General features: G+C 39.5%; 17 protein-coding genes. 2 read left to right on the plus strand and 15 right to left on the minus strand.

Annotated elements, in window-relative coordinates; all coding sequences use genetic code 11:
• Positions 1-13: 13 nt before the first annotated feature.
• The 11 genes from E1140_RS20845 to E1140_RS20895 form a co-directional block, all read right to left on the minus strand.
• A complete protein-coding gene (locus tag E1140_RS20845) occupies positions 14-2,275 on the minus strand; it encodes an aminotransferase class III-fold pyridoxal phosphate-dependent enzyme (RefSeq protein WP_155188681.1) in 2,262 nt (753 codons plus the stop codon).
• A gap of 175 nt (positions 2,276-2,450) precedes the next feature.
• Positions 2,451-2,927, minus strand: coding sequence for a hypothetical protein (locus E1140_RS20850; protein ID WP_155188683.1), 477 nt, complete (start codon positions 2,925-2,927; stop codon positions 2,451-2,453).
• 208 nt (positions 2,928-3,135) lie between these two features.
• A complete protein-coding gene (locus E1140_RS20855; protein ID WP_155188685.1) occupies positions 3,136-3,810 on the minus strand; it encodes a DUF3885 domain-containing protein in 675 nt (224 codons plus the stop codon).
• A gap of 47 nt (positions 3,811-3,857) precedes the next feature.
• Complete coding sequence (locus E1140_RS20860) at positions 3,858-4,358, minus strand: MepB family protein (protein WP_155188687.1); 501 nt, start codon at positions 4,356-4,358, stop codon at positions 3,858-3,860.
• A gap of 88 nt (positions 4,359-4,446) precedes the next feature.
• Positions 4,447-5,637 carry an esterase gene (locus tag E1140_RS20865; RefSeq protein ID WP_155188689.1) on the minus strand — a complete coding sequence of 397 codons (1,191 nt, stop codon included), beginning with the start codon at positions 5,635-5,637 and terminating at the stop codon, positions 4,447-4,449.
• Positions 5,638-5,842: 205 nt separating this feature from the next.
• A complete protein-coding gene (locus E1140_RS20870) occupies positions 5,843-6,253 on the minus strand; it encodes a hypothetical protein (RefSeq protein ID WP_155188691.1) in 411 nt (136 codons plus the stop codon).
• Positions 6,254-6,378: 125 nt separating this feature from the next.
• Positions 6,379-8,886 carry a glycoside hydrolase family 3 protein gene (locus E1140_RS20875; RefSeq protein WP_155188693.1) on the minus strand — a complete coding sequence of 836 codons (2,508 nt, stop codon included), beginning with the start codon at positions 8,884-8,886 and terminating at the stop codon, positions 6,379-6,381.
• Between the two features lie 188 nt (positions 8,887-9,074).
• Positions 9,075-10,763 (minus strand): N-acyl-D-amino-acid deacylase family protein, encoded by a 1,689-nt coding sequence (locus E1140_RS20880; protein WP_155188695.1) that lies wholly within the window; start codon positions 10,761-10,763, stop codon positions 9,075-9,077.
• A 250-nt stretch (positions 10,764-11,013) separates the two neighbouring features.
• The gene (locus tag E1140_RS20885; RefSeq protein ID WP_221412742.1) at positions 11,014-11,559 is read right to left on the minus strand and encodes an REP-associated tyrosine transposase; all 546 of its coding nucleotides are present in this window, start codon (positions 11,557-11,559) and stop codon (positions 11,014-11,016) included.
• Positions 11,560-11,713: 154 nt separating this feature from the next.
• Complete coding sequence (locus E1140_RS20890; protein ID WP_155188697.1) at positions 11,714-12,169, minus strand: VOC family protein; 456 nt, start codon at positions 12,167-12,169, stop codon at positions 11,714-11,716.
• Between the two features lie 98 nt (positions 12,170-12,267).
• On the minus strand, positions 12,268-13,623 hold the full coding sequence (locus tag E1140_RS20895) for a M28 family peptidase (RefSeq protein WP_155188698.1): 1,356 nt from the start codon (positions 13,621-13,623) through the stop codon (positions 12,268-12,270).
• Positions 13,624-13,746: 123 nt separating this feature from the next.
• Here E1140_RS20895 and E1140_RS20900 point away from each other — a divergent pair, with 123 nt between their 5' ends.
• The gene (locus tag E1140_RS20900; protein WP_155188700.1) at positions 13,747-14,700 is read left to right on the plus strand and encodes a threonine ammonia-lyase; all 954 of its coding nucleotides are present in this window, start codon (positions 13,747-13,749) and stop codon (positions 14,698-14,700) included.
• Positions 14,701-14,920: 220 nt separating this feature from the next.
• On the opposite strand, the gene E1140_RS20905 is transcribed toward E1140_RS20900, so the two are convergent.
• Genes E1140_RS20905 through E1140_RS20915 form a run of 3 tightly spaced genes read right to left on the minus strand, consistent with a single transcriptional unit; the run spans position 14,921 to position 19,919 of the window.
• Positions 14,921-17,041 carry a M1 family metallopeptidase gene (locus E1140_RS20905; RefSeq protein ID WP_155188702.1) on the minus strand — a complete coding sequence of 707 codons (2,121 nt, stop codon included), beginning with the start codon at positions 17,039-17,041 and terminating at the stop codon, positions 14,921-14,923.
• 57 nt (positions 17,042-17,098) lie between these two features.
• Positions 17,099-19,324, minus strand: a complete 2,226-nt coding sequence (locus tag E1140_RS20910; protein WP_155188704.1) for a M1 family metallopeptidase — start codon at positions 19,322-19,324, stop codon at positions 17,099-17,101.
• A gap of 10 nt (positions 19,325-19,334) precedes the next feature.
• Entirely contained in the window at positions 19,335-19,919 is a 585-nt protein-coding gene (locus E1140_RS20915; RefSeq protein WP_155188706.1) for a HupE/UreJ family protein, read from the minus strand.
• Positions 19,920-19,984: 65 nt separating this feature from the next.
• Between E1140_RS20915 and E1140_RS20920 the strand changes: the two genes are divergently transcribed.
• Positions 19,985-20,482: a DUF6702 family protein gene (locus E1140_RS20920; RefSeq protein ID WP_155188709.1), complete on the plus strand. Its 498-nt coding sequence runs from the start codon at positions 19,985-19,987 to the stop codon at positions 20,480-20,482.
• Here the strand turns inward: E1140_RS20920 and E1140_RS20925 are convergent.
• Positions 20,479-21,164, minus strand: a 686-nt coding sequence (locus E1140_RS20925; protein ID WP_221412743.1) for a 2'-5' RNA ligase family protein, incomplete at its 5' end; no start/stop codon positions are given. The two genes, E1140_RS20920 and E1140_RS20925, sit on opposite strands and share 4 nt — an antisense overlap.

The raw sequence follows: 21,164 nt of genomic DNA on the forward strand, positions 1-21,164 counted from the left end.
TTTTGAGACAGCCTTATCTACTTTTCAATACCTTCTCAATACTCTCCACCACTAACTCGGCATTTTCCTTTGTAAAGCATAATGGCGGTTTTGTCTTCAGCACACTGTCATCCGGACCATCTGTACTGATTAGAATATTGTTGTTTCTTAGTTCGTTTTTGATCAAATGCGCCAGCTGAGTATCCGGATTAAGGCTACCTTCTTGCACTATTTCCACACCTAAAAACAAACCTGAACCACGTACATCTCCAATGCAAGGATAGTTTTTCTGCAAGCCTTTAAGAAGCGACATATAATATTCACCTACATCTTTTGCAATCTGTTGGAGCTGCTCTTCTTCTATGACATCCAACACAGAAAGTCCAATAGCACAAGACACAGGGTTGCCCCCAAAAGAGCTGAAAAACTCTACTCCCTTACCAAATGATGCAGCAATTTCATCGGTACAAACCACGGCACCCATTGGGTGGCCATTGGCCATTGGTTTACCCAATATTACAATATCAGGCACAACACCCTGAGCTTCATAACCCCAGAAATGATCTCCCATCCTGCCAAAACCAGTTTGAACCTCATCACTAATACACACGCCTCCTTGCTTTCTTACAGCCGGATAGATTTCTTTTAAATAGCCCTTAGCCAAGGGCACTTGTCCTCCACAACCTACAATTGGCTCAGTGATAAAAGCAGCCAGCGGCATACCTGACTTTTCCATAATTTCAATGGCTTCTTTGGCATAGGCCTTACCCGCACTGCCATCATTATTGGTGTGCGGCCCCCTATAAGTATCTGGTATTGGTGCCTTTAGGATATATTCCTTTTGGCCCTGCCCTTTTTTATTATTGAACTTATAGTCACTTACATCTATCCCGATCTGGGTATTGCCATGATACCCATGCTCCATCACCATAATGTTTTTACGACCTGTATGTGCGGCAGCCAATCTTATCGCCAAGTCAGTAGCTGCACTACCAGAATTTACAAAAAAAACTTTGCTGAGCGAGTCAGGAAACTTCGCTAACAGCCGCTCCGCATAGGTTGGCAATAGATCATAGAAATACCGGGTATTAGTATTTAATAGTGCCATTTGCCGCTGACCGGCAGCCACAACTTTCGGGTGCGAATGACCAACATGTGGGATGTTATTGTAAGCATCTAAAATAGCATTCCCTTCATTATCATACATGTATTGAAAGGCAGCGTGAGTCATTGATATTGGCCTTTTATAGCTCGTTGACAATATCGGGCTCAATACATGATGCCTCCTTGTTAATTGATCTTCAGTAGTTGGTATTGGGCTTAAGGGCATACCCAATGCTTCTTTAAATGTCATTTCCACACCCAGTGGGCTAATCTTGAGCCATTTGTGCAACATCGACCAGGCCGCATCTTCACTAACAGTGGCATAATTATTATCAGGATCGGTCTGACGGGCATGTGCTGAATTGCAAACACTAATGCACAGTCTTGCCGCTATCAAATAATACAGCACCTCCACTTCATTTTCCTTTAATGGCAACACACTATGATAGGCTTTCAGCATAGTAGTAGCCCAGGGCAATGGATCAGTTTTATCATAACACAAATAAACAATAGCCACTGCCAGCTCATTGATTAAGTAGGTATGAGCAAGGTCTCCAAAATCTATAATGCCATTAACTTGCCCTTCATTTACTAAAATGTTCCACTCGTTAGGGTCATTATGGATGATCTGCTTTCTGAGCTCGAGTGATTTAGGGACAACATGCTCTTCGAACTGAAGCATAAAGTGATTGACTATATTTCTATTATGGGCATTTGGAATATCATTCAGGTATTTCTTGTTAAAATGAAGGAATTGAATGTCCCATTCCCACTGACGCGCTCTAAAGACATAACTATCAAACTTTTGAAGTTTTAGATCTAGCTTGGCCAGAAAAATACCAAGGGACTGCGCCAGTTCTTCAGTGGCTGGTACCTCTCCCAGAAAATCACCTGCCAGAAAAGATAGCATCCTGCAGATAGTAGGCTGACCATCTAAGGGTATGACCTTGACAAATTGACCATCTTTAAACGCTATAGGCTTTGGATATGCTGAAGTAGCAGGGTTGTGAAGATCAATAAGTGTTTCACTTTCTGCTTCGGCAATGGCATGCTGCTCTTTATCATATTCATAGGTTTTGATGATGTATTTAAGGCCATCACTCTCGACTAAATAATTAGCATTAATATAGCCATTTAGCTTTTTAACTATTGGCGATTGAAATCCGAAATGCTCCAATAATATTTCTTTCATCCTGTTGATTTGAATATGTGCTACCGCTTAAAAAAGTATCAGATATCTAAAAGCTGAAAGTAATATTTTAAGCAGGTTAAACCAACTTTAAGATGATTCATATTGACAAGAAAGCACAGATGAATTTTTGGAATACCTAATGATAACTTAATGGCATATTCGTTGCTACCTAATATTAAGCTGCTACTTTCATCGCAATCCGTTGGTCCAGAAGTGCTTTGATCGTTTTAAAGTCTCTTAGCAACTCAAACTTAAATTTGGCATTATAATGAGTTGTATTAATGTGTATGACACGTTTTGATGAGTCAGCTCTCAAAATACTTAAGATAGTATCAAAAGGTATATTAACTGATTTCTTACCAACTAGGTCAATGCATTCGTTATCAAACTTTAATTGCCCTCTTCTCCAACTCAGTTTGTCAAGAAAATGACCTGTCAGAGTCGAAAATATTCCTATGGCCAATAAATGAAGAGTAAATTCACCTATAATTTCAAACAGATAAACAACTAATAAATCTAATGGTAAAAATGTACTAATTGAGATAATAAGAAAAACTAACAATAATAGAGTTATCCCAAACCAGTATGGCCATTTGGCTATTTGTTTTAGGTCTGTAGGTTCATACTTCAATTCAAATTTGACCTGATACATTCCTTCTCATTAACGCCACTGTATGAATTCGTGGCTGATTAAAAGTATAAAAAATTCAATTAACTACCGAGGCAATCCGCAGGATTGGCTTATTAAATTAAGTTCGACCAATAAGTCAATCCTGCGGATTGACGGGCTATCTACGAAGAGCCAAAGAAACAGTTACTAACTGAACAGCCATGATTTATACAGAATGTTGGCAATCGTTTCATTCGAATTGTTTGGCCATTTCTAGGCGTTGAACCTCTACAATCCAACCGTCAAATTTTCGGTAGTTGTTCAGCAAATCTGTTGGTTCGTTCGAGAACATTAAGCAGCCTCGATCATCATACATCCAAAACCAGCGATTGGTATTGGGCTGGAAAAAGTAAACCAGTTGATGAATTGTCGGAACGAATCCCATTTCTGTATTCGCAATTCCGTTAAATATGGACTTGTAATCAAATGAACTTCTGCTCCCGTGGTAAATGTTTAGTTGTCCGTTCTCCCGTTCGACCTCTTCACCAACAAAATATCGAGTTGCCAGGCTTTCTTGGAATTCCTCTTTTTTGAGTTCGGATTTGTTCAGTAGTTCGTATATATATGCTGGAGTTCTGGCAAACATGTCATCTCCGAAATCATAAGTTAGGATATAGAGTTCAGAGTCTTCGATGTGATTTTCAAAGAGTTCAGTTGCTCTGTTTGTAGCCTGTTCAACCCGTTCGGGAGTTTCGTTATCAAATGGGTCACCGAGTTCAAACCTCAAATGAAATTTCAAGTTGCGTTCGATAGTGTTAAAGTCAGTCAGGTCCAATTGACCGTCCTCCATGTATTCAAGATCTTTTTCTAATTGCTTCCTCATAATTGCCAACAACCGGATATCAACAATTAATGATATCCGCATACTAATTTATAGAAATTTAAATTAGATCAACAGTGTCTATAATTTCTTCAACTGTTGTCATACCTATATAACAATTTTACCTTTTCAAAATCAGTGGTTGTACCAATCTTGTAAAAATAATCCAGCTGCCATTTTTGAGTGCGCTCAGCTTGTTTGTTATTGGCAGTATCCCAGGGTGGATAAACACGGAACGCTCTCTTGCCTTCCTTTTTGTCTGTCGAGATAATGCCTTTTTTGATCAGCACTGATTTAGGAAAAACAAATTGGCCAAGCTTATCATCAGTCCGCAGGTTAACCACATAAAAATCAAATGCGTCAGTTTCGTGAAATGGCGCTATTGGCCCATTCCCTTTTCTTTTCCAGAAGGTTACAAACTGACCGCCCTTTTTAGGTGTGATTTTAGCGCTTCTGCTAATGATTTTAAGACCATTTAACACAAATCTGCAGGCATCATATTCTTTGCTCTCAGTCTCAATTGTGAAATCTGAAATCTCAAAATCGATTGGCTTATAAACTTGAGCTTGGATTTGTTTTAGAGTATTGTCCATGCACAATACTCCAAAAAAATCTATAGACTAAACCTAATTTTAAAGCACTTTCAACTAAATAAATACTGAACCATAAATTGGTGAGGTATTAAAATAATTTAGGAGCAAATTCTGATAGATAGATTCTCCAATTCCTCCAGATGTGTCCGCCATCAGTTTCCACGTACTCGTACTTCATGCCCATGTCATCAAGTTTCTTTCTAAAATCCGTGTTGTTTTTATATAAGAAATCGGTTTTACCAATGCCTATCCAGTACAGCTGATAGCCATTTTTCATTTGGTTGGCCAGGGTGCTGTCAAAATCAGAATAAACCTTTCCGGTGGCATCTTCTCTTGGCATTATGGCTGCAGAAAACAACCCTACATAATCAAAGGTATTAGGGTAATATCTGGAGATATGCAAAGCATGGTATCCACCCATTGAAAGACCAGCTATCGCCCTATTGGCCTTGCCGACTTTCACTCGATAATTGCCTTCAACAAATTTTACAATGTCCATAAAATTAGCTTCATATTCGCCATTCATGGTTCTTGGCGCCATAAATTGTGGCTTGTAATACCCATCAGAACCTTTGCCTGGCGCAGCATCTTGTGTTACATTGCCGTTAGGCATGGCAACGATCATTGGCTTCACTTTGCCTTGTGCAATCAGGTTATCCATGATTTGGGCTGTTCTTCCCAAGTCCATCCAGGCCTCCTCATCACCACCAGCACCATGAAGGAGATATAGCACAGGATATTTTTCATTAGACTTCTCATAGCCTGGAGGAGTATAGATGGTAATTCTTCTATCCATTTTAAGACCAGGAGATTGATACCAGGTTTTAGCCACTGTACCATGAGGAATATCATTAACCTTATACAGATCAGCATGGCCGCCACCGATAATGAAGATGTTGGTAATTGAGGCCACATCTCTTATTAAAAATGGGTTGCTAGGGTCTGTGGTTCTAAGCCCATCAACTATAAAAGCATAGCTGTATAACTCAGGTTTAAGTGGCTCGGTTTTATAGGTCCAAACACCTTTATCATCTTTTACCAAAGCTGCACTGCCAGGTGCATCCACCTCTCCAAAAGGCGACTGAACTTTTATGGTAGGTAAAAAGTCTCCTGTTACTTTAACAGAATCTGCTGCTGGAGCAAAAAGACGAAAGGTTACGGCATTGTCATCATGAATCTCTGGTGAGACAATTTGCTGAGCATTAAACAACGCCTCCTGACCATAAGAATGGCTAAAGATGATTACTGATAAAAATAGAAGTGCCAGATACTTTTTCATGGGTTTATATTCAATTATTGTTAGTTCGAATACTTAATGTGTCTATATGACGCATTGAAATTAGCACATTATTTTTTCTCAGGCAAGTAGTGGAAAAGAAAGCAGGAGTATTTAGGTTGATCAGTATTGGTTTTTCCAATGGAATTCCTGCGGGAAAAACGAGCCTAGCTGGGATATATGCTGCTGGCCTTTGTTACATCACGTTTCAAATATCCGACTGTACGTCCTTCAACATTAATTGCTTTAATCCATCTCTGAATTTTATTATTTCTAGCTGTTCAGGGTTTAATTCAAGTGATTTATTAAGATATTTCAATTTAGTAGAGTCATCATAGAGTATGAATAAAGCAGCATTTCTATATGCTTCATCAGTTCTGTAATCCAATTCAGCCGCTTTGACAAAAAATTTAACGCTAGGATGTTCAATGAAAAATGTGTCCAATTGAAGTTCTCCAATTGAGTAGCCAAGTTTATAGTAAACCTCACCTATAGTTGTATCCACTTTTAAGATAGACTCATATGCTAACCTAGCTTCTTTATATTTATCTAGTTCGTAATACTTGTTAGCTTGTATTAGGATAGAGTCAATATTTACTGTTTCGATTGCGACATTCAAGTTTTTACTGCTGTCAGATTTGCTAGAGCAGGAAGCCAAGATTAATATTAAATACAAGAATCTCATGGTAGTAATGAATGGATGTAACATCCAGCTATCAGCAATTGCTGATATCCGTAACCAAATTAATTACCATCGCATCCTGGCTTAGCATCGAGGTCAGACCCTAATCGAATATTACTAAGTCCTATATCTGTACCTTCACCTGCTTTGATCATGAATGCCGAGCTGATGTTGGTCATATCAACGCCAAGATTAGCAAAGCAGCTTAGGCTTATTCTATATTCTCGCCAGTCCGTAGCTTCTATATTAATATCAAGGGTGAGGTTGCAATCAGTATCAGGATTACACACACCAATTTGAACCACTGAATTAGCAGCAAATGATTTTGCAAAGAACGCCAATTCCATGGCGCCATTGGCTTGTCGGGCCATATCGCTGGTTGAAGATGCACTGATTTGCAATTGGTTCTGATCTGCTTTAGTCCATTTTAATCTTAATGCATCTTCCTGCGCCTGATGATCTGTTTTGCTAACAATCAACCCTCCCACTGATGATGGAAAGCTTGCTATTTGCTTGTTCAAATCACCTGATCTCAACCATATTTCCCAAGGTGCAACAGGAGCGCCTTTAATGAAAAATTCCCCTGTAGATACTGCCGCACTATTGTCTATACCTGAGTCTTCTGAAAGAGGATCAATAGTTGATTGATCTTTATAGGAAAGACCATAACCCAGTTTAAACAAAGGTTCAGCATCAGCAGATGCTACAGCCGTAGATGGCCATGAGAATGATAGTCGACCTTTAAAATCATAAGACGGATCACGTTGAAATAACATGTCTGATATACCGCCTCCTTCACTGCCAGGCAACCATGCAGCAATAAATGCTTCAGAATTGTTTATTTCTGGATTGGTCCACAATGGACGACCTGATAGAAAAACTGACACTACAGGAATACCTTTCTCTTTAAAAGCTGCGAGGGTGTTAACATCAAAACCATTAGGAACAAAGTCAAGATTTTCACGATCGCCCTGAAATTCAGCGTATGGATCCTCCCCATAGACCGCTATCACAACATCTGCTGCTACATTTGCATCGGCATTAGCTGAGTAAATTACCTTGCCACCTGCTGCATCTACCGCTTCTTTTATACCGTCTAGTATTGACATACCATTAGGAAATTCATCATTGGTGTGACCTGTACCTTGCCATGAAAGTGTCCACCCACCACAAGCTTTTGAGATGCTTTCGGCACCATCACCTACTACCAAAATGGTTTTTGAGGGATCAATAGGCAAAACACCATTATTATTTTTGACCAGTACCAAAGACTCACGAACAGCCTGGCGTGCAATGGCCCTATTTTTAGGAAGACCTAACTGACTTTCATCTCCAGCGTTTTTACGGGTGCTTGGAGCACCTTTAGTAAATATACCTGATGCTAATTTTACCCGCAGAATCCTGCGTACGGCATCATCCAGACGGGCCATAGGAATCGTTCCGCTCTTTACATGTTTTAATGTGCTTTCATACAATCCCCTCCAGCTATCTGGCGCCATATACATATCCAACCCGGCATTAATTGCCTGCGGGCAGTCCGTGTTTGTACAACCTTCAACCTGACCATGACCATTCCAATCACCTACCACGAAACCATTAAAACCAAGTCGCCCCTTTAACACATCCGTTAAAAGTTCTTTGTCACCGTGTAGTTTTCTTCCTTGCCAACTAGAAAAAGACGCCATCACCGTTTGAACACCTGCAGGTATGGCACCGTAGTAACCTGCAGCATGTATATTGCGCAATTCAGCCTCGCTAATAAGTGCATCTCCCTGATCAACACCCTTTTCTGTCGCTCCATCTGCAAGAAAGTGTTTGGCACTGGATATCACGCGACCATCACCCATAAAATCAGCTTCTCCTAAATGACCTTGCAGCCCATAAACAACACGAGGCGCATATGCTTTCACTATTGTGGTATCTTCAGAAAACCCTTCATAACTTCTGCCCCAGCGAGTATCTTGAGGTAATGCCAAGGTAGGTGCAAAGGTCCAATCATGACCAGACACTGTAAGTTCATGGGCAGTTACTGCTGCAATCTGCTCTATTAAATCAGGGTTGTTCATAGCACCAAGACCTACATTATGTGGAAAAATGATGGCTCCTTTAAGATTGGCATGACCATGTACTGCGTCTATCCCCCATATACTAGGAATGGCTACTTCTACTCCTTCATCATCGATGGATGCATTGTAGTATTTATCAGCCATCTCCAACCACGACTTGGTGTCTGAATAAGACAAAGGCCCGGGTGCTGAATTTCCTCCACTCAGCACAGAGCCTATACGATATTTTTTTACCTCCTCAGGAGTGATAGATTCACTGTCTGCCTGAATTACCTGCCCTACTTTTTGCTCTAGGGTCAGCTTCGGTAATATTTCATCTATCTGAGCTTCAATAGCAGGATCTAATGGCAGCGGTTTAATGGCACGCCACTCTTCAGGATTGACCATATTTGATGATTTCTCTGCTGCAGGGGCTTCGTTCTTTTTTTCAGAACATCCTACAATCAGAAATGAAATAATAAAAGATAGAGCGATAGTTGAAATAAAATATTTGACAGTACTCATGTTGGAATTGATATAAGGGGTGATTTATGATAGATTAGATTAACTGCGATAATTAGCTAAGATTCTAACGAAAATATCTTTAATTAATCAATAAATACGCATTCAGGGGTATTTTTTTATCCTGCTAAGCTATTAATTGATTGTTGGTAACTTATCTCGTCCTCGTTACAAACGAGGACTAGTTAGGTTTAATTTATGCTATGGGCATTTTTCCACCCTGGACCTCTTACAACTTTCCCTGCTAATGCTCCTGTATGTTCTCCTTCCTTGATTACCTGGACTCCATTAACAAAAACATGGCTCATACCTGTTGAATATTGCATGGGATCTTCAAATGTCGCGTGGTCTTGGATTTGGTTGGGATCAAAGAGTACTATATCAGCATAATACCCTGTTTTTAGTGCTCCTCGTTTTTTGATTTTCAAATTGGTGGCGGGTAAAGTAGTTAGTTTATATATAGCTTCTTCCAGCGAAATCACATTTTCGTCTCGAACGTATTTGCCTAGTAACCTGGAAAAATTACCATATGCGCGAGGGTGTGTACTCGATTTAAGGAAAACACCTTCAGGGGCTGAAGATTCAGCATCTGACCCAAAGCTCATGTAAGGTAAAGCTATTTGCTTCTTCACATTTTCTTCTGACATCAAGAAATACACCGTTCCTACTCTGCTACCATCTTGAATCACAAGATCCATTGCGGTTTCTTCGGGAGATTGGTTTCGCATTTTGGCCACTTCAGCAAGTGTTTTTCCCGTCAAGTATTTTAAACTGTCATTTTTAAAACCTATTAATAAAACTTTATCGGCAGAGCCAGTCATCTGCATCAGGTTTTCCCATTCTTCAGATGGAGTTGTCATTTCCTTTAGTACTTTAGCTCTAATTTCAGGGTCTTGCAACCGTTCGGCCCATTTATCATAACCACCTTCCTGCACCCATGGTGGCATTGCAGCATCTAATCCCGTAGCACCTGCAATGTAATTGTACATATCGGTTGTGATCTGTAATCCCGCCTCTCGAGCCGAATCAATTTTTGCTATTACATCATCGTACTTATTCCAATTTTCCTCACCACTTAGCTTGAGGTGATAAACCTCTGCTCTTATATCAGCCTCATGAGCTATTCTTATTAATTCATCCAAGCTTTCTAAGATTTTACCCCCTTCACTTCTCATATGCGATATATACATGCCGTCATATTCAGAAGCCACTCTACATAATTCAATCAATTCTTCTGTACTAGAGTAAAATGCAGGTGCATAGATCAACGAAGACCCGATACCCAATGCACCTTCTTGCATGGCATGTCGAACCATAGATTTCATAGAGTCAAGCTCTTCAAATGTAGGAGCTCTATCTTCATATCCGACAGTATGTATTCTAAGCGTTGTGGCACCTACAAAAGAAGCTACATTGGGTGATATGCCTTTTTTAACTATGAAGTCAAGATATTCACTTAAGGAAGTCCACTCAATATCGAATTTGATATCACCCTGACTCTCCAATTCTTCCTTTTTCATTTTCTCATTCAAAGGACCCATAGACCAACCTTCTCCAAATACTTCCAACGTCACACCTTGTCTTATATCACTTTGAGATTTACCATCTTCAATCAAAGAATTCACTGCCCAACTTAGCATATTTATAAAACCAGGGGCAACCACCAAACCTGAAGCATCAATTTCCAATTCGCCTTTTGCCCCCTGCAGGTCTCCTATGGCTGCTATCGTGTCGGCAATAATACCAACATCACCTACATAAGAAGCGTTGCCAGAACCATCAACGATCTGACCGTTTTTGATAAGAACGTCAAACGTTTGAGGAGAGGAGCATCCTGTCACAAGGATGAGCATAATGATTTTAATTGTTTTCAATTTCATAATTTGTCTGATTATTGGCTGAACAGAGAATGATATGCTGCCGCGCGATTGTATCGCGTGACTATAAAACGATAGGCACTCGTTTAAAACGAGCGCTAGCGGAGTTTCTAACGAAAATATCTTTAAATAACCAATAAATACGCATTCGGGGGTATTTTTTTGTGCTGCTATGCTATTATTTGAATGTTGGTTAACTTATCTCGTCCTCGTTTGAAACGAGGACGCTTGGAATTTGCGTTTTCAACGCAAATCATACAACCGTGACATTAACCATACCCTTCCCTCCAGCATAATCGGTGGCACTACTATAAACATATTGATCAGGCTCATGTACTAATCCTGCTCGCACCGGATTATCATGTATATAGTCAATTTTATTCATCATATCTATTGTACTCATGTCAATAGCATGGTTGTCGTCCTTCCATAATTTATAATTTTCCGCTCGACCCGTTCTTCTTGCCTCAAAGGAGAATTTATCTAAAAGCCAATCCCTTCTACTCTCAGGAATTTCCTGAATTAATTCCACAATCTTTTTTGATGTAAATTTTTTGAAATCCCTCAAGAAACCAGACATCCCCAATTCCGTATCCACCTTGCCTACTATATGAATATGGTTGGACATGATAACCCAGGCATATAAGTTCAATCCTTTATTTGCTATGCAATAATTTAGCGATTCAACTATAACATCTTTGTAATCCCTTCGGCTAAATACATCAATCCAATACACGACCGTCATGGTTATGAAATAACATGCCTGCTGATCCTGTATTTTGTATCTATCGCCTGACACTAATCTATTGATTCATTTTTCTTATTTATCGAATTAGAAATGCTTATTTCATAAATCCTCGTTACAAACGAGGACTAGTTAGGGCTTTATATATCCTAGACATACGGAATCTAGGTACAAACGAGGACTAGTTAGGGTCCGTATATGCACTGGCCTATTTGGAGCTTATAACTTCTATCCAGTTCTCATCAAGATCCTTAATATATACTTTTCTAATTCCTCCAGGCCTAACGATAACACTACCTGATTGAGCTGATGGATAGCTGTATAGTTTAAGTTCTAGTTTGTCTACATTTTTGAGAAATGAATCAAAATCAGGTACGAACAAAGCAAAGTGCGTGGCCATATGTGTTAGCGTATTTTCTTTATCAACTGTTTGTAGATGTAATTCTTTACCTTCACTCAATGAAAGCCATATTACCCCTTCCCTTCTATTAGCATCAGGAATTCTTTCAAGACCAAACAATTGTTCGTAAAAGTCAGATGCCTTATTAACATCTTTGACTGATAATCCAATATGTCCCAGTGTTACTCCACTGGCTTCAATTTCCTGTCCAAACAGATGGCATGACCAAAGGACAATAACCAATATTAAAGTGATCTTCTTCATTTCAAATTGAATTTTTGTTTTCAAAAGAGGTCTGCGCACAACGCCCGGATATCAACAATTGCTGATGTCCGAATCCCAATTTATTGATAAAGCACTTATTACTCCCTCCTATACACGCCAGAAGGAAATACCACTTGGCTTTCAGTGCCATCTTTAGCTACTGCCGCTACTCCAAACAGGTAGTTGTCAATCACAATGCCCTCTAATAAAAACTCATTGACCTTACCCACAAACCTTGAGTATTGCCATTGCGGCTCGGTGGTGTCTCTCCAGTAAATTCTGTACCCAGCAAGGTTATCATCCTCTACAGTAGTCCACTTTAATGAAGTAGATGGTGCCACTACTCCGGCAATCTCTACTTTAGCAGGTGCTGGTGGTGCCCATGCCAATCCGGCAAGGTTAATGGCATTAACCGCAGTTAGTTTGGCGGCATAGTCAAAGTTTACGCCTGATATCACATCACCATATTTTATTCCTCCTTCTTCTCTTATATCCTGGTGCTGGCGGTTGTAGTTTTCATTAGTTTCCATAATTCTGATGCCTGCAAAACCGGCATCATTAAATGGTCTGTGGTGACCACCTCTTCCAAATCTGTCCAGCCTGTAAATCATAGTTGGGTTCATTTCAGGCATGTATTTAGAAGTCATTTTATGGACATAGCGCGCCAATTGCCTGGAAATACCATCTACTTCTCCACCATAAAATCTTCTGCGGCCACGCTCCTGCTCAGTTTCTGTAACCGGTGTAGGCTCAGAAAATATTCTAAAGCTTCTATTGTCAATCACACCATTAACCCCTTCAATATTGCCAATCATATCGTTGTTCAACACCCCAATAATCTCCCAGCCTTTTTCTTTCGCCACTTCAGCCATATACTTACCGCCATACAGTCCCTGCTCCTCTCCAGCAAGTCCTACGAAAATGATACTAGACTCAAAGTCATACTTAGAAAGCACCCTTGCCGCTTCTATTGCACCTGCCATTCCTGAAGCATTGTCATTAGCTCCGGGAGAGTCCGATGTTGAATTTAAAGGATCGCTCACACGACTATCAATATCCCCTGACATGATGATATATCTATTTGGGTACTTTTTCCCTTTTTTAACCGCCATCACACTCACTATTTCAGCATCCTTCTGGATTCTGGTTTTAGGATCGCCTTTTACAATATTTCTCAAATAGCTCACCTCAAGACACTTGTTACAATCTTTTGAAATTTTATTGAACTCTGACTTTATCCACCTTCTGGCAGCGCCAATTCCTCGCGTTTGAGAAACGGTGTCAGACAGCGTGTGTCGGGTGCCAAAAGAAACCAGCTTTTCAATGTCTTTTTGAATGCGGTCTGCCGAAACAGCATTAATAATATCATAATACTTTTGGTCTCCTGAATCGGCCGTCTGGGCAGATAGAGAGAAAGAAATTAAAACGGCACTTAGGGTTGAAAGTAACTTCATAATTCTGATGATTTAAATATTTTAATCCTTTAACAAGGTAGCGTTAATTATGTCTTTAACTATTCGTTAATTTATGATTTAATAAGCTATGGTATAAATACAATTTGATAAACGGAACAGTAAATGTCAAACCTCCCAACTTTAGAAGCACTTAATGAAGCTCACACAAGAGTAAAACCGCATGTTCATAGAACACCAATTTTAACATCGGAAAGCATCAATGAAATAGCCGGTTGTGACATCTATTTTAAGAGCGAGAATTTTCAGAAGGTAGGTGCCTTCAAAGCTCGCGGTGGTGTTAATGCCATTCTTAGTTTGGATGAGGAGACACTAAAAAAGGGTGTGGCCACACACTCTTCTGGTAATCACGCTCAAGCTGTAGCATTAGCTGCAAAAATAGCTGGAGCTAAAGCCTATATTGTAATGCCAAATAATGCACCTCTGGTTAAGAAGAATGCCGTTATCGGTTATGGCGCTGAGGTGATTGAATGCGACCCTACCTTAGATGCCCGCGAAATAACCTTAAATGAGGTGATAGAAAAGACTGGTGCTGAAATGATCCATCCGTACAATGATATAAGAATTATTATCGGCCAGGGCACTGCAGCGAAAGAACTGATTGAAGATACGGAGGTTAATCTGGAATATATCTTAACCCCTATTGGTGGTGGCGGATTGATCAGTGGCACCTTAACTGCAGCTCATTATTTGTCGCCAAATACTAAAGTAATTGGCTGTGAGCCAGAGGCAGCTGATGATGCTTACAGGTCATTCAAATCAGGTACTTTGCAGAAAAACCCAGCGCCTCCAAAGACCATAGCAGATGGCCTTCTGACCAATTTAGGAGAGCTGAATTTCAGTATTATTAAAGATCACATTCATGATATTTTGACTGTGAATGACGATGAAATACGCCACGCCATGAAGCTGATCTGGGAACGTATGAAGATCATTATTGAGCCCTCATGCGCGGTGCCCTTTGCTGTCATCTTGAAGAACAAAGAAGTTTTCAAAGGCAAAAAGGTAGGCGTGATTTTGAGTGGTGGCAATGTTGATTTTGATAAGGTGAAGTTTTAGTTTTCACCATTGCCGGATATATTCCGGCACCTCTTGATTGCATAGAGACCCCGGAATAACTCCAAGGAGAAATCCTTTTTGTGACAAAGATGCCTAACGGCATGACTTAGAGGGGTGTTATAAAAGTGTATAACGCTCAAATCTGAACGTCATTCCTGAGAGCCTGCCTGTCCGGCAGGCAGGCGTAGCGAGTCAGGAATCTCAATGAAAGCTACTATCGTTATAGCTTAAAAACATTATTCCTGGTATTAATATCACCAGTTTTATCGAAAGGATCTAGCTGAACAGACTTAAGTACTTTATCAAAGTAAAATACCTTAGTCACTTCACTTTCGGAATAGCGCCAGATCTCGGCAGGGATAGTCTCTGAAACTGTACTATTATCATCAAAAGTAAATTGCAAAACCAAAGGAGAAACAAGGCCACCTACATTTTTAAAAGTAATCTCATAGAAGTTTTTGCCCTTAAAATCCACCTTAATTTTCTGATCATCAACACGGTTCATAAACTCTCTGTAGGAGGCTTCTGGCGTTCCTGTCAATGAAAAAGAAATAGGCTGAATACCATACTTCTGTTTTGGCTGAAAATTATCGTCTCGAAGTCTGTACCATTTTACCTCTTCAATAGCCACATCTACTGGTGCGGTTTTAAAAAACCATCCTTTCCAGAACCAGTCCAAGTCAGTGGCTGAAGCATCTTCCATAACCCTGAAAAAGTCCGCAGGCTTCGGTCGCTTAAACTTCCATAAATTAGTATAGGCCTTAAATGCTTTGTCAAATAGTTCAGGCCCCATGATCACATTTCTCAGCACATTCATAGCAGCTGATGCTTGTCCGTAATCTGAATACCCGGAGAAATTAGTGATGTCAGGATTAGTCATTGGCGGGTCCAGCCATTTGTCAAACCTTATGTGATATACCGTCATGCTTTTAGGGCTGCCCCAAATTGTATCAAGATTGGGGTATCTTTCCCTTTTGGTCTCCAGTTCAAGGAAGGTATTGAGTCCTTCATCCATCCAGCCATACATGCGCTCATCAGTATTCACAATCATAGGGAAGTAGTTGTGCCCCACTTCATGCACCACCACATCTACTAAATCAGAAACATGGCGCTGACTATATTTACCATTTTTATTCGGACGGCTACCATTAAAGCATATCATCGGGTATTCCATGCCTTGTTCGGCAGCATTTACTGCTATGGCCACCGGATATGGATAGTCAAATGTCCTAGAAGAATACACTTCAAGCGCATTTTTAACAGCCTTAGTGGCATGATCACTCCAAAGTGTATTGGCCTCTTTAGGGTAAACTGACATGGCCATCACTGTATTGGTTGGAAGCTTAACGGCCTGTGCCTCCCAGATATATTTTCGAGATGTAGCGAATGCAAAATCACGCACATTCTGAGCTTTATAGTGCCATGATTTAGTTTCTGCACTTTTAGTTTTTTCTCTTGCCTCAGCTTCTTCCTTTGAAGCTATAATCACCGGTTTGTCAAAAGATTTTTTAGCCAAAGTCCAACGCTTTTGCTGGTCAGCAGTTAAAACAGCTGCGCTATTTTGTAGCTCTCCGGTTGCGGCCACAATGTGATCAGCTGGTACAGTAATCTCTACATCAAAATCTCCAAATTCTAATGCAAACTCTCCATCACCTATGAATTGTTTGTTTTGCCAGCCTTCATAATCATCATAAACACAAAGCCTTGGGTACCATTGCGCTACCGTATAGGCATAATTTTTATCTTCAGGGAAATACTCATAGCCACCGCGACCATCAATGATCATCCGGTCATAAAGGTTATAGCTCCAGCTCATACTAAACTCAAAGGCCTCTCCTGACTTTAGTGGTGCTGGCAAATTGATACGCATCATAGTACGATTGATAAAATAGTCAAGACTTTCTCCTGTTGTAGTTTTTACCTCTCCAATCTTAAAGCCACCATCATAGTCATAAGCACCCAGCTCCTGGACAATATTTTTGGTAGACATTTTTGGTGCTATGCCGGTGATGTTAGTGACATCTTTAATGTTGCCTTCTTTTCTTACATTTTGATCAAGTTGGACCCAAAGGTAGGTCAGTACATCTGGAGAATTATTATGATAAGTAATAACCTCAATACCTGTAAGCACCTGCTTTTCATCATCAATACTTACTTTGATTTTATAATCTACTTGCTGCTGCCAGTAAGCCTCTCCGGGAGCACCAGAGCCGGTGCGATAGGTATTTGGGGTGGGTAATTGTGAACCTAATTGCTCAAAACTAGCGGGCCATTCCTGGGCGTTGGTGACAAAAAAAATAAAGCTAAATAGAAAGACAATTAATCCCCTGCTACAATTCATGCCGCAAGTTAAATCCTTCTATTTAGCTTTAAAAATATTGCCTGAAATCAGCGGAAATTATTTTCCGCTTTTTCCTTTAAATTCATCAAACTTAGATACCTCCCTTTTTCTTGGAAACACGTTGTCAGAAACATCAGTATCTGCTGTTTCAAGATTTGGATCTAAGACCACATTAGTCACTTCTTTGTCAAAGTAGAATACCTTAGATACTTCCTTCTCATTCTTTCTCCAGATTTCAGCAGGTATTTTTTCAATGGTTTTGGTGCCATCAGCAAAAGTAAATTCAACAATAATTGGCATTACCAAACCACCTTTGTTTACGAACTTAATTTCATAGAAATTTTTGTTCTCAAACTTCTGCATAATGGCCTTATCATCCAATCTGTTTTGGAACTCTCTGTAAGCGCTCTCTTCAGTATCAACCAATGAGAATGGCTGAGGTCCACCACTGAAATCCATCATTTCTGAATTATCAGCACTAGCACTCAAGTCACCCTTTTTCACTTTTTTACTTTTGTTCTCAATCTGAACATCTTCTGTTCTCATTTTGAACCATTTTACCTCATCTACGGATATGTTTACATTATCGACTGTATAGAACCAACCGTTCCAGAACCAGTCAAGATCCACAGCAGAAGCATCTTCCATAGTTCTGAAGAAATCTGCAGGCTTAGGGTGTTTAAACGCCCATCTGCTAGCATATTCTTTAAATGCTGCATCAAATAATTCAGGTCCCATTACGGTTTCTCTAAGGATATTCAAGGCAGTAGCAGGTTTTGCATAAGCATTGTTACCAAACTGAGTAATCTGCTCTGAGTTGGTCATGATAGGTCTGATATTTTCCTTATCGCCTTTCATGTAATCTACAATCTTAGAGGCAGGCCCTCTTCTTGATGGAAAGTTATCATACTGTTCCTCTTCTGTTCTATACTGCACGAAAGTGTTCAAGCCTTCGTCCATCCATGTCCACTGACGCTCATCAGAATTGATGATCATGGGAAAGAAATTGTGACCTACTTCATGAATAATCACACCAATCATTCTGTATTTAGTTCTATCAGAAAATGTTCCATCAGGGTCAGGTCTTCCAAAATTAAAACAGATCATTGGATATTCCATACCAATAGAAGCAGCATGAACTGATATTGCCACCGGATACGGGTAATCAATGGTATATTTAGAATAAGTTTCCAAAGTTGCTTTTACAGCTTTAGTAGATTCTTGCTCCCACAGTGGGTTTCCTTCTTTAGGATAAAAAGACATGGCTAAAGGAGTTTTATTACCCACTTTAACGGCCTGAGCATCCCAGATAAATTTTCTAGAAGTTGCGAAAGCAAAGTCTCTAACATTTTCAGCTGAATAAGTCCAAGTAGAAGTTTTTGAAGATTTAGTTTTTTCTTTTGCTTCTGCTTCTGCCTGAGTAACAATAATCACCGGCTTATCGAATGACTTTTTAGACTGCTCAAATCGCTCTATTTCGGTTTTTGTCAATACATCTTTAGCATTCTGTAAAGTACCAGTTGAAGCTACAATGTGATCACTTGGCACTGTGATGTTTACTTTGTAATTACCAAATGTTAAAGTAAACTCTCCTCTACCTAAAAATTGCTTGTTTTGCCATCCTTCATAATCATCATAAACGCACATTCTTGGATAAAACTGAGCGATGGTATAGACATAATTATCATCTGCTGGAAAGTACTCAAAACCACTTCTACCGCCATCTTCCATTCTGTCATTGATATTATAATTCCATTCCACATTGAAAGAAAAATTCTCACCCGATTTCAATGGCTCTTCAAGATCAACACGCATCATTGTTTTATTGATGATATAAGGTAGTTTTTTACCTGCACCATCTGTAATTGACTCTATTTTGAATCCGCCATCAAAATCATACATCGCAAATCTACCTGCCGCACTTTTTGTGGATAAAGAGTCTTCCATGCTGTTGGTGCTCGTTTTCTGGGTATTAGTTTCTTGCTCTCTAACATTCTGATCTAACTGTAACCACAAATAGGTAAGTGCATCAGGCGAGTTGTTAAAGTAAGTGATCGTTTCTTTACCAGTAATTCTCTGATTCTTGTCATCGAGAGTAACATCTATATCATAGTCAGCACGCTGCTGCCAGTATTTAGGCCCTGGTGCTCCAGATCCTGTTCGATACTCATTCGGAGTAGGGAGCATTTGTCCCAGCTGCTCAAATTTACCTTTAAAGGTCTCTTGTTGTGCATAGCCTGTGGTTATGACACCAGCACAGAGTAATAATAAAAGCTTTTTCATAGTTTAAGGTTTACCAAAATTTTGTTTCTAACATTAACATGACAGCCATACCAGCTATCGCAGAGGAGATGACCATTTTCCAATCCCTTCTGGTCACTCCAAATATATCAATCACAACAAAGGATATTATCATGAATATAAATACAATGATTATCTGCCCTATCTCTAAACCAACATTGAAGGCAAAAAGTTGAAATATAATGTCTGCATCTTTACCTAATAAGGCCCTCAGGTAATTAGAAAATCCTAATCCATGGATAAGACCAAATACCAGGGCAATTACATAACTCAATTGGATCTTGCGGCCGTACATCGGTCTGTCCTTTCTAAACAGGTTTGTAAAAGCTGTAAGAAAGATGGTCAATGGAATGAGGAACTCAATCACTGAAGAATCAAAATTGACCAACCTTAAAGTAGACAGTGCCAATGTGAGCGAATGCCCAATAGTAAAGGCTGTAACTAATACCAGCAATTTTTTCCAATCTGACATCACATAAGTGGCGCAAAGTGCCACCACAAACAGCATATGATCATACCCATTTAAATCTAAAATATGATCGAAACCTAGGTCAAAATAAAGGAGGAATTCAGACATTTACATTTTTATATATCTTGGCAAGATAAGTGATGTTAATGACGAGGAATCCTAATTTTATATAAATGAGCACATATATTGTTTCAGTGGTGTTTTTATTCACCACATCCTTTCTGCACCCTATTCATATCACAGTTACTGACATTAATTTCGATCAGGAAAGAGATGCTTTGGAGATAGTAAGCAAGGTTTTTCTAGATGATATAGAAAAGGAAATTCGCTCGATTAAAAAAGAAGAGTACCTGGATATTACAAAGCCAGGCAAAAAAAGAACTACTGATGATTTACTGCGCCCGTATATCAAAGAGCGATTTAAGGTAATGGTAAATGGCAAGGAAGTGGAATGCGTATACCTTGGTCATGAGATAGAAACGGAAGCCATTTATCTGTATTTAGAAGTAGAAAAAGTTAGAAAGCTTAAAAGCATTTCAGTTGAAAACACAGTGCTACTTAATTACTTTGATGATCAGGTGAACATGGTTCATGTTAAGGTTGATGGCAAATTGAGAAGTATGAAAATAGAATCTGGTGAAGAGGTAGGTACCCTGGAGTACGACAACTAATTTCTAAATGAGAACGCTTTAAGCACCTGCCACTTTTTGCCATCATGCTTGAGCAGTCCTAGCGAAGACACATCAAATGACTTTTTATAAGTAGCATTTTCAAACTCAGGCCATGCTTGCTTAAATGCCTCTCTTTTTAAATCCCGAAAGGCAAGGGTGATGTGTGGATTAAACCCCCTGTTTTTATAATCAGCATTAAAAATATTGAAGTTAACCTTCATCATTTTTCTGATTTCCAGAAATAGGTTGAGCAAAGGTTCTGAGTCTTCTACCATGACATAGATCACCCGCTGCCCAAAATGATCATAGCCATTTAGTTGAAGTTGAAATGGCTCAATATTGGCAATAGTATTATCAACCTCATCTATAAGCTGCGGCTCCTTTACCTCTTTGAGCTTAAAAGGCATATGTACCGTCACATGTGGAGGTGAATTTAAAGACGCCTTTGAGTTATACTTCTCAAAAAAATGGTCTTTATGTGCCTGGCATTCACTCAATATTGGCTCTGGAGGAATGACTGCTAAAAAATATAAATTGGCTTCGTTACTGTTTTTCATTGAGGTACTAGATAAAGGATCGTCATCTCGGAAATTATATTCATTTCTTTTTTCAAAATGAATATAATTATCCGTGATCTCCGCTGCTTTCATAAAGAGATACCGGATAAATAAAGGTTTTAAAA

The sequence above is a fragment of the Fulvivirga lutimaris genome (assembly GCF_009711525.1).
Classification (GTDB): Bacteria; Bacteroidota; Bacteroidia; order Cytophagales; family Cyclobacteriaceae; genus Fulvivirga; species Fulvivirga lutimaris.

Coding starts and splice junctions, on each gene's coding strand:
- E1140_RS20875 (WP_155188693.1), bottom strand. CDS start 8,886: ATGAGTACTGTCAAATATTTTATTTCAACTATCGCTCTATCTTTTATT.
- E1140_RS20895 (WP_155188698.1), bottom strand. CDS start 13,623: ATGAAGTTACTTTCAACCCTAAGTGCCGTTTTAATTTCTTTCTCTCTA.
- E1140_RS20865 (WP_155188689.1), bottom strand. CDS start 5,637: ATGAAAAAGTATCTGGCACTTCTATTTTTATCAGTAATCATCTTTAGC.
- E1140_RS20900 (WP_155188700.1), top strand. CDS start 13,747: ATGTCAAACCTCCCAACTTTAGAAGCACTTAATGAAGCTCACACAAGA.
- E1140_RS20905 (WP_155188702.1), bottom strand. CDS start 17,041: ATGAATTGTAGCAGGGGATTAATTGTCTTTCTATTTAGCTTTATTTTT.
- E1140_RS20860 (WP_155188687.1), bottom strand. CDS start 4,358: ATGGACAATACTCTAAAACAAATCCAAGCTCAAGTTTATAAGCCAATC.
- E1140_RS20920 (WP_155188709.1), top strand. CDS start 19,985: ATGAGCACATATATTGTTTCAGTGGTGTTTTTATTCACCACATCCTTT.
- E1140_RS20910 (WP_155188704.1), bottom strand. CDS start 19,324: ATGAAAAAGCTTTTATTATTACTCTGTGCTGGTGTCATAACCACAGGC.
- E1140_RS20880 (WP_155188695.1), bottom strand. CDS start 10,763: ATGAAATTGAAAACAATTAAAATCATTATGCTCATCCTTGTGACAGGA.
- E1140_RS20850 (WP_155188683.1), bottom strand. CDS start 2,927: ATGTATCAGGTCAAATTTGAATTGAAGTATGAACCTACAGACCTAAAA.
- E1140_RS20855 (WP_155188685.1), bottom strand. CDS start 3,810: ATGCGGATATCATTAATTGTTGATATCCGGTTGTTGGCAATTATGAGG.
- E1140_RS20890 (WP_155188697.1), bottom strand. CDS start 12,169: ATGAAGAAGATCACTTTAATATTGGTTATTGTCCTTTGGTCATGCCAT.
- E1140_RS20845 (WP_155188681.1), bottom strand. CDS start 2,275: ATGAAAGAAATATTATTGGAGCATTTCGGATTTCAATCGCCAATAGTT.
- E1140_RS20915 (WP_155188706.1), bottom strand. CDS start 19,919: ATGTCTGAATTCCTCCTTTATTTTGACCTAGGTTTCGATCATATTTTA.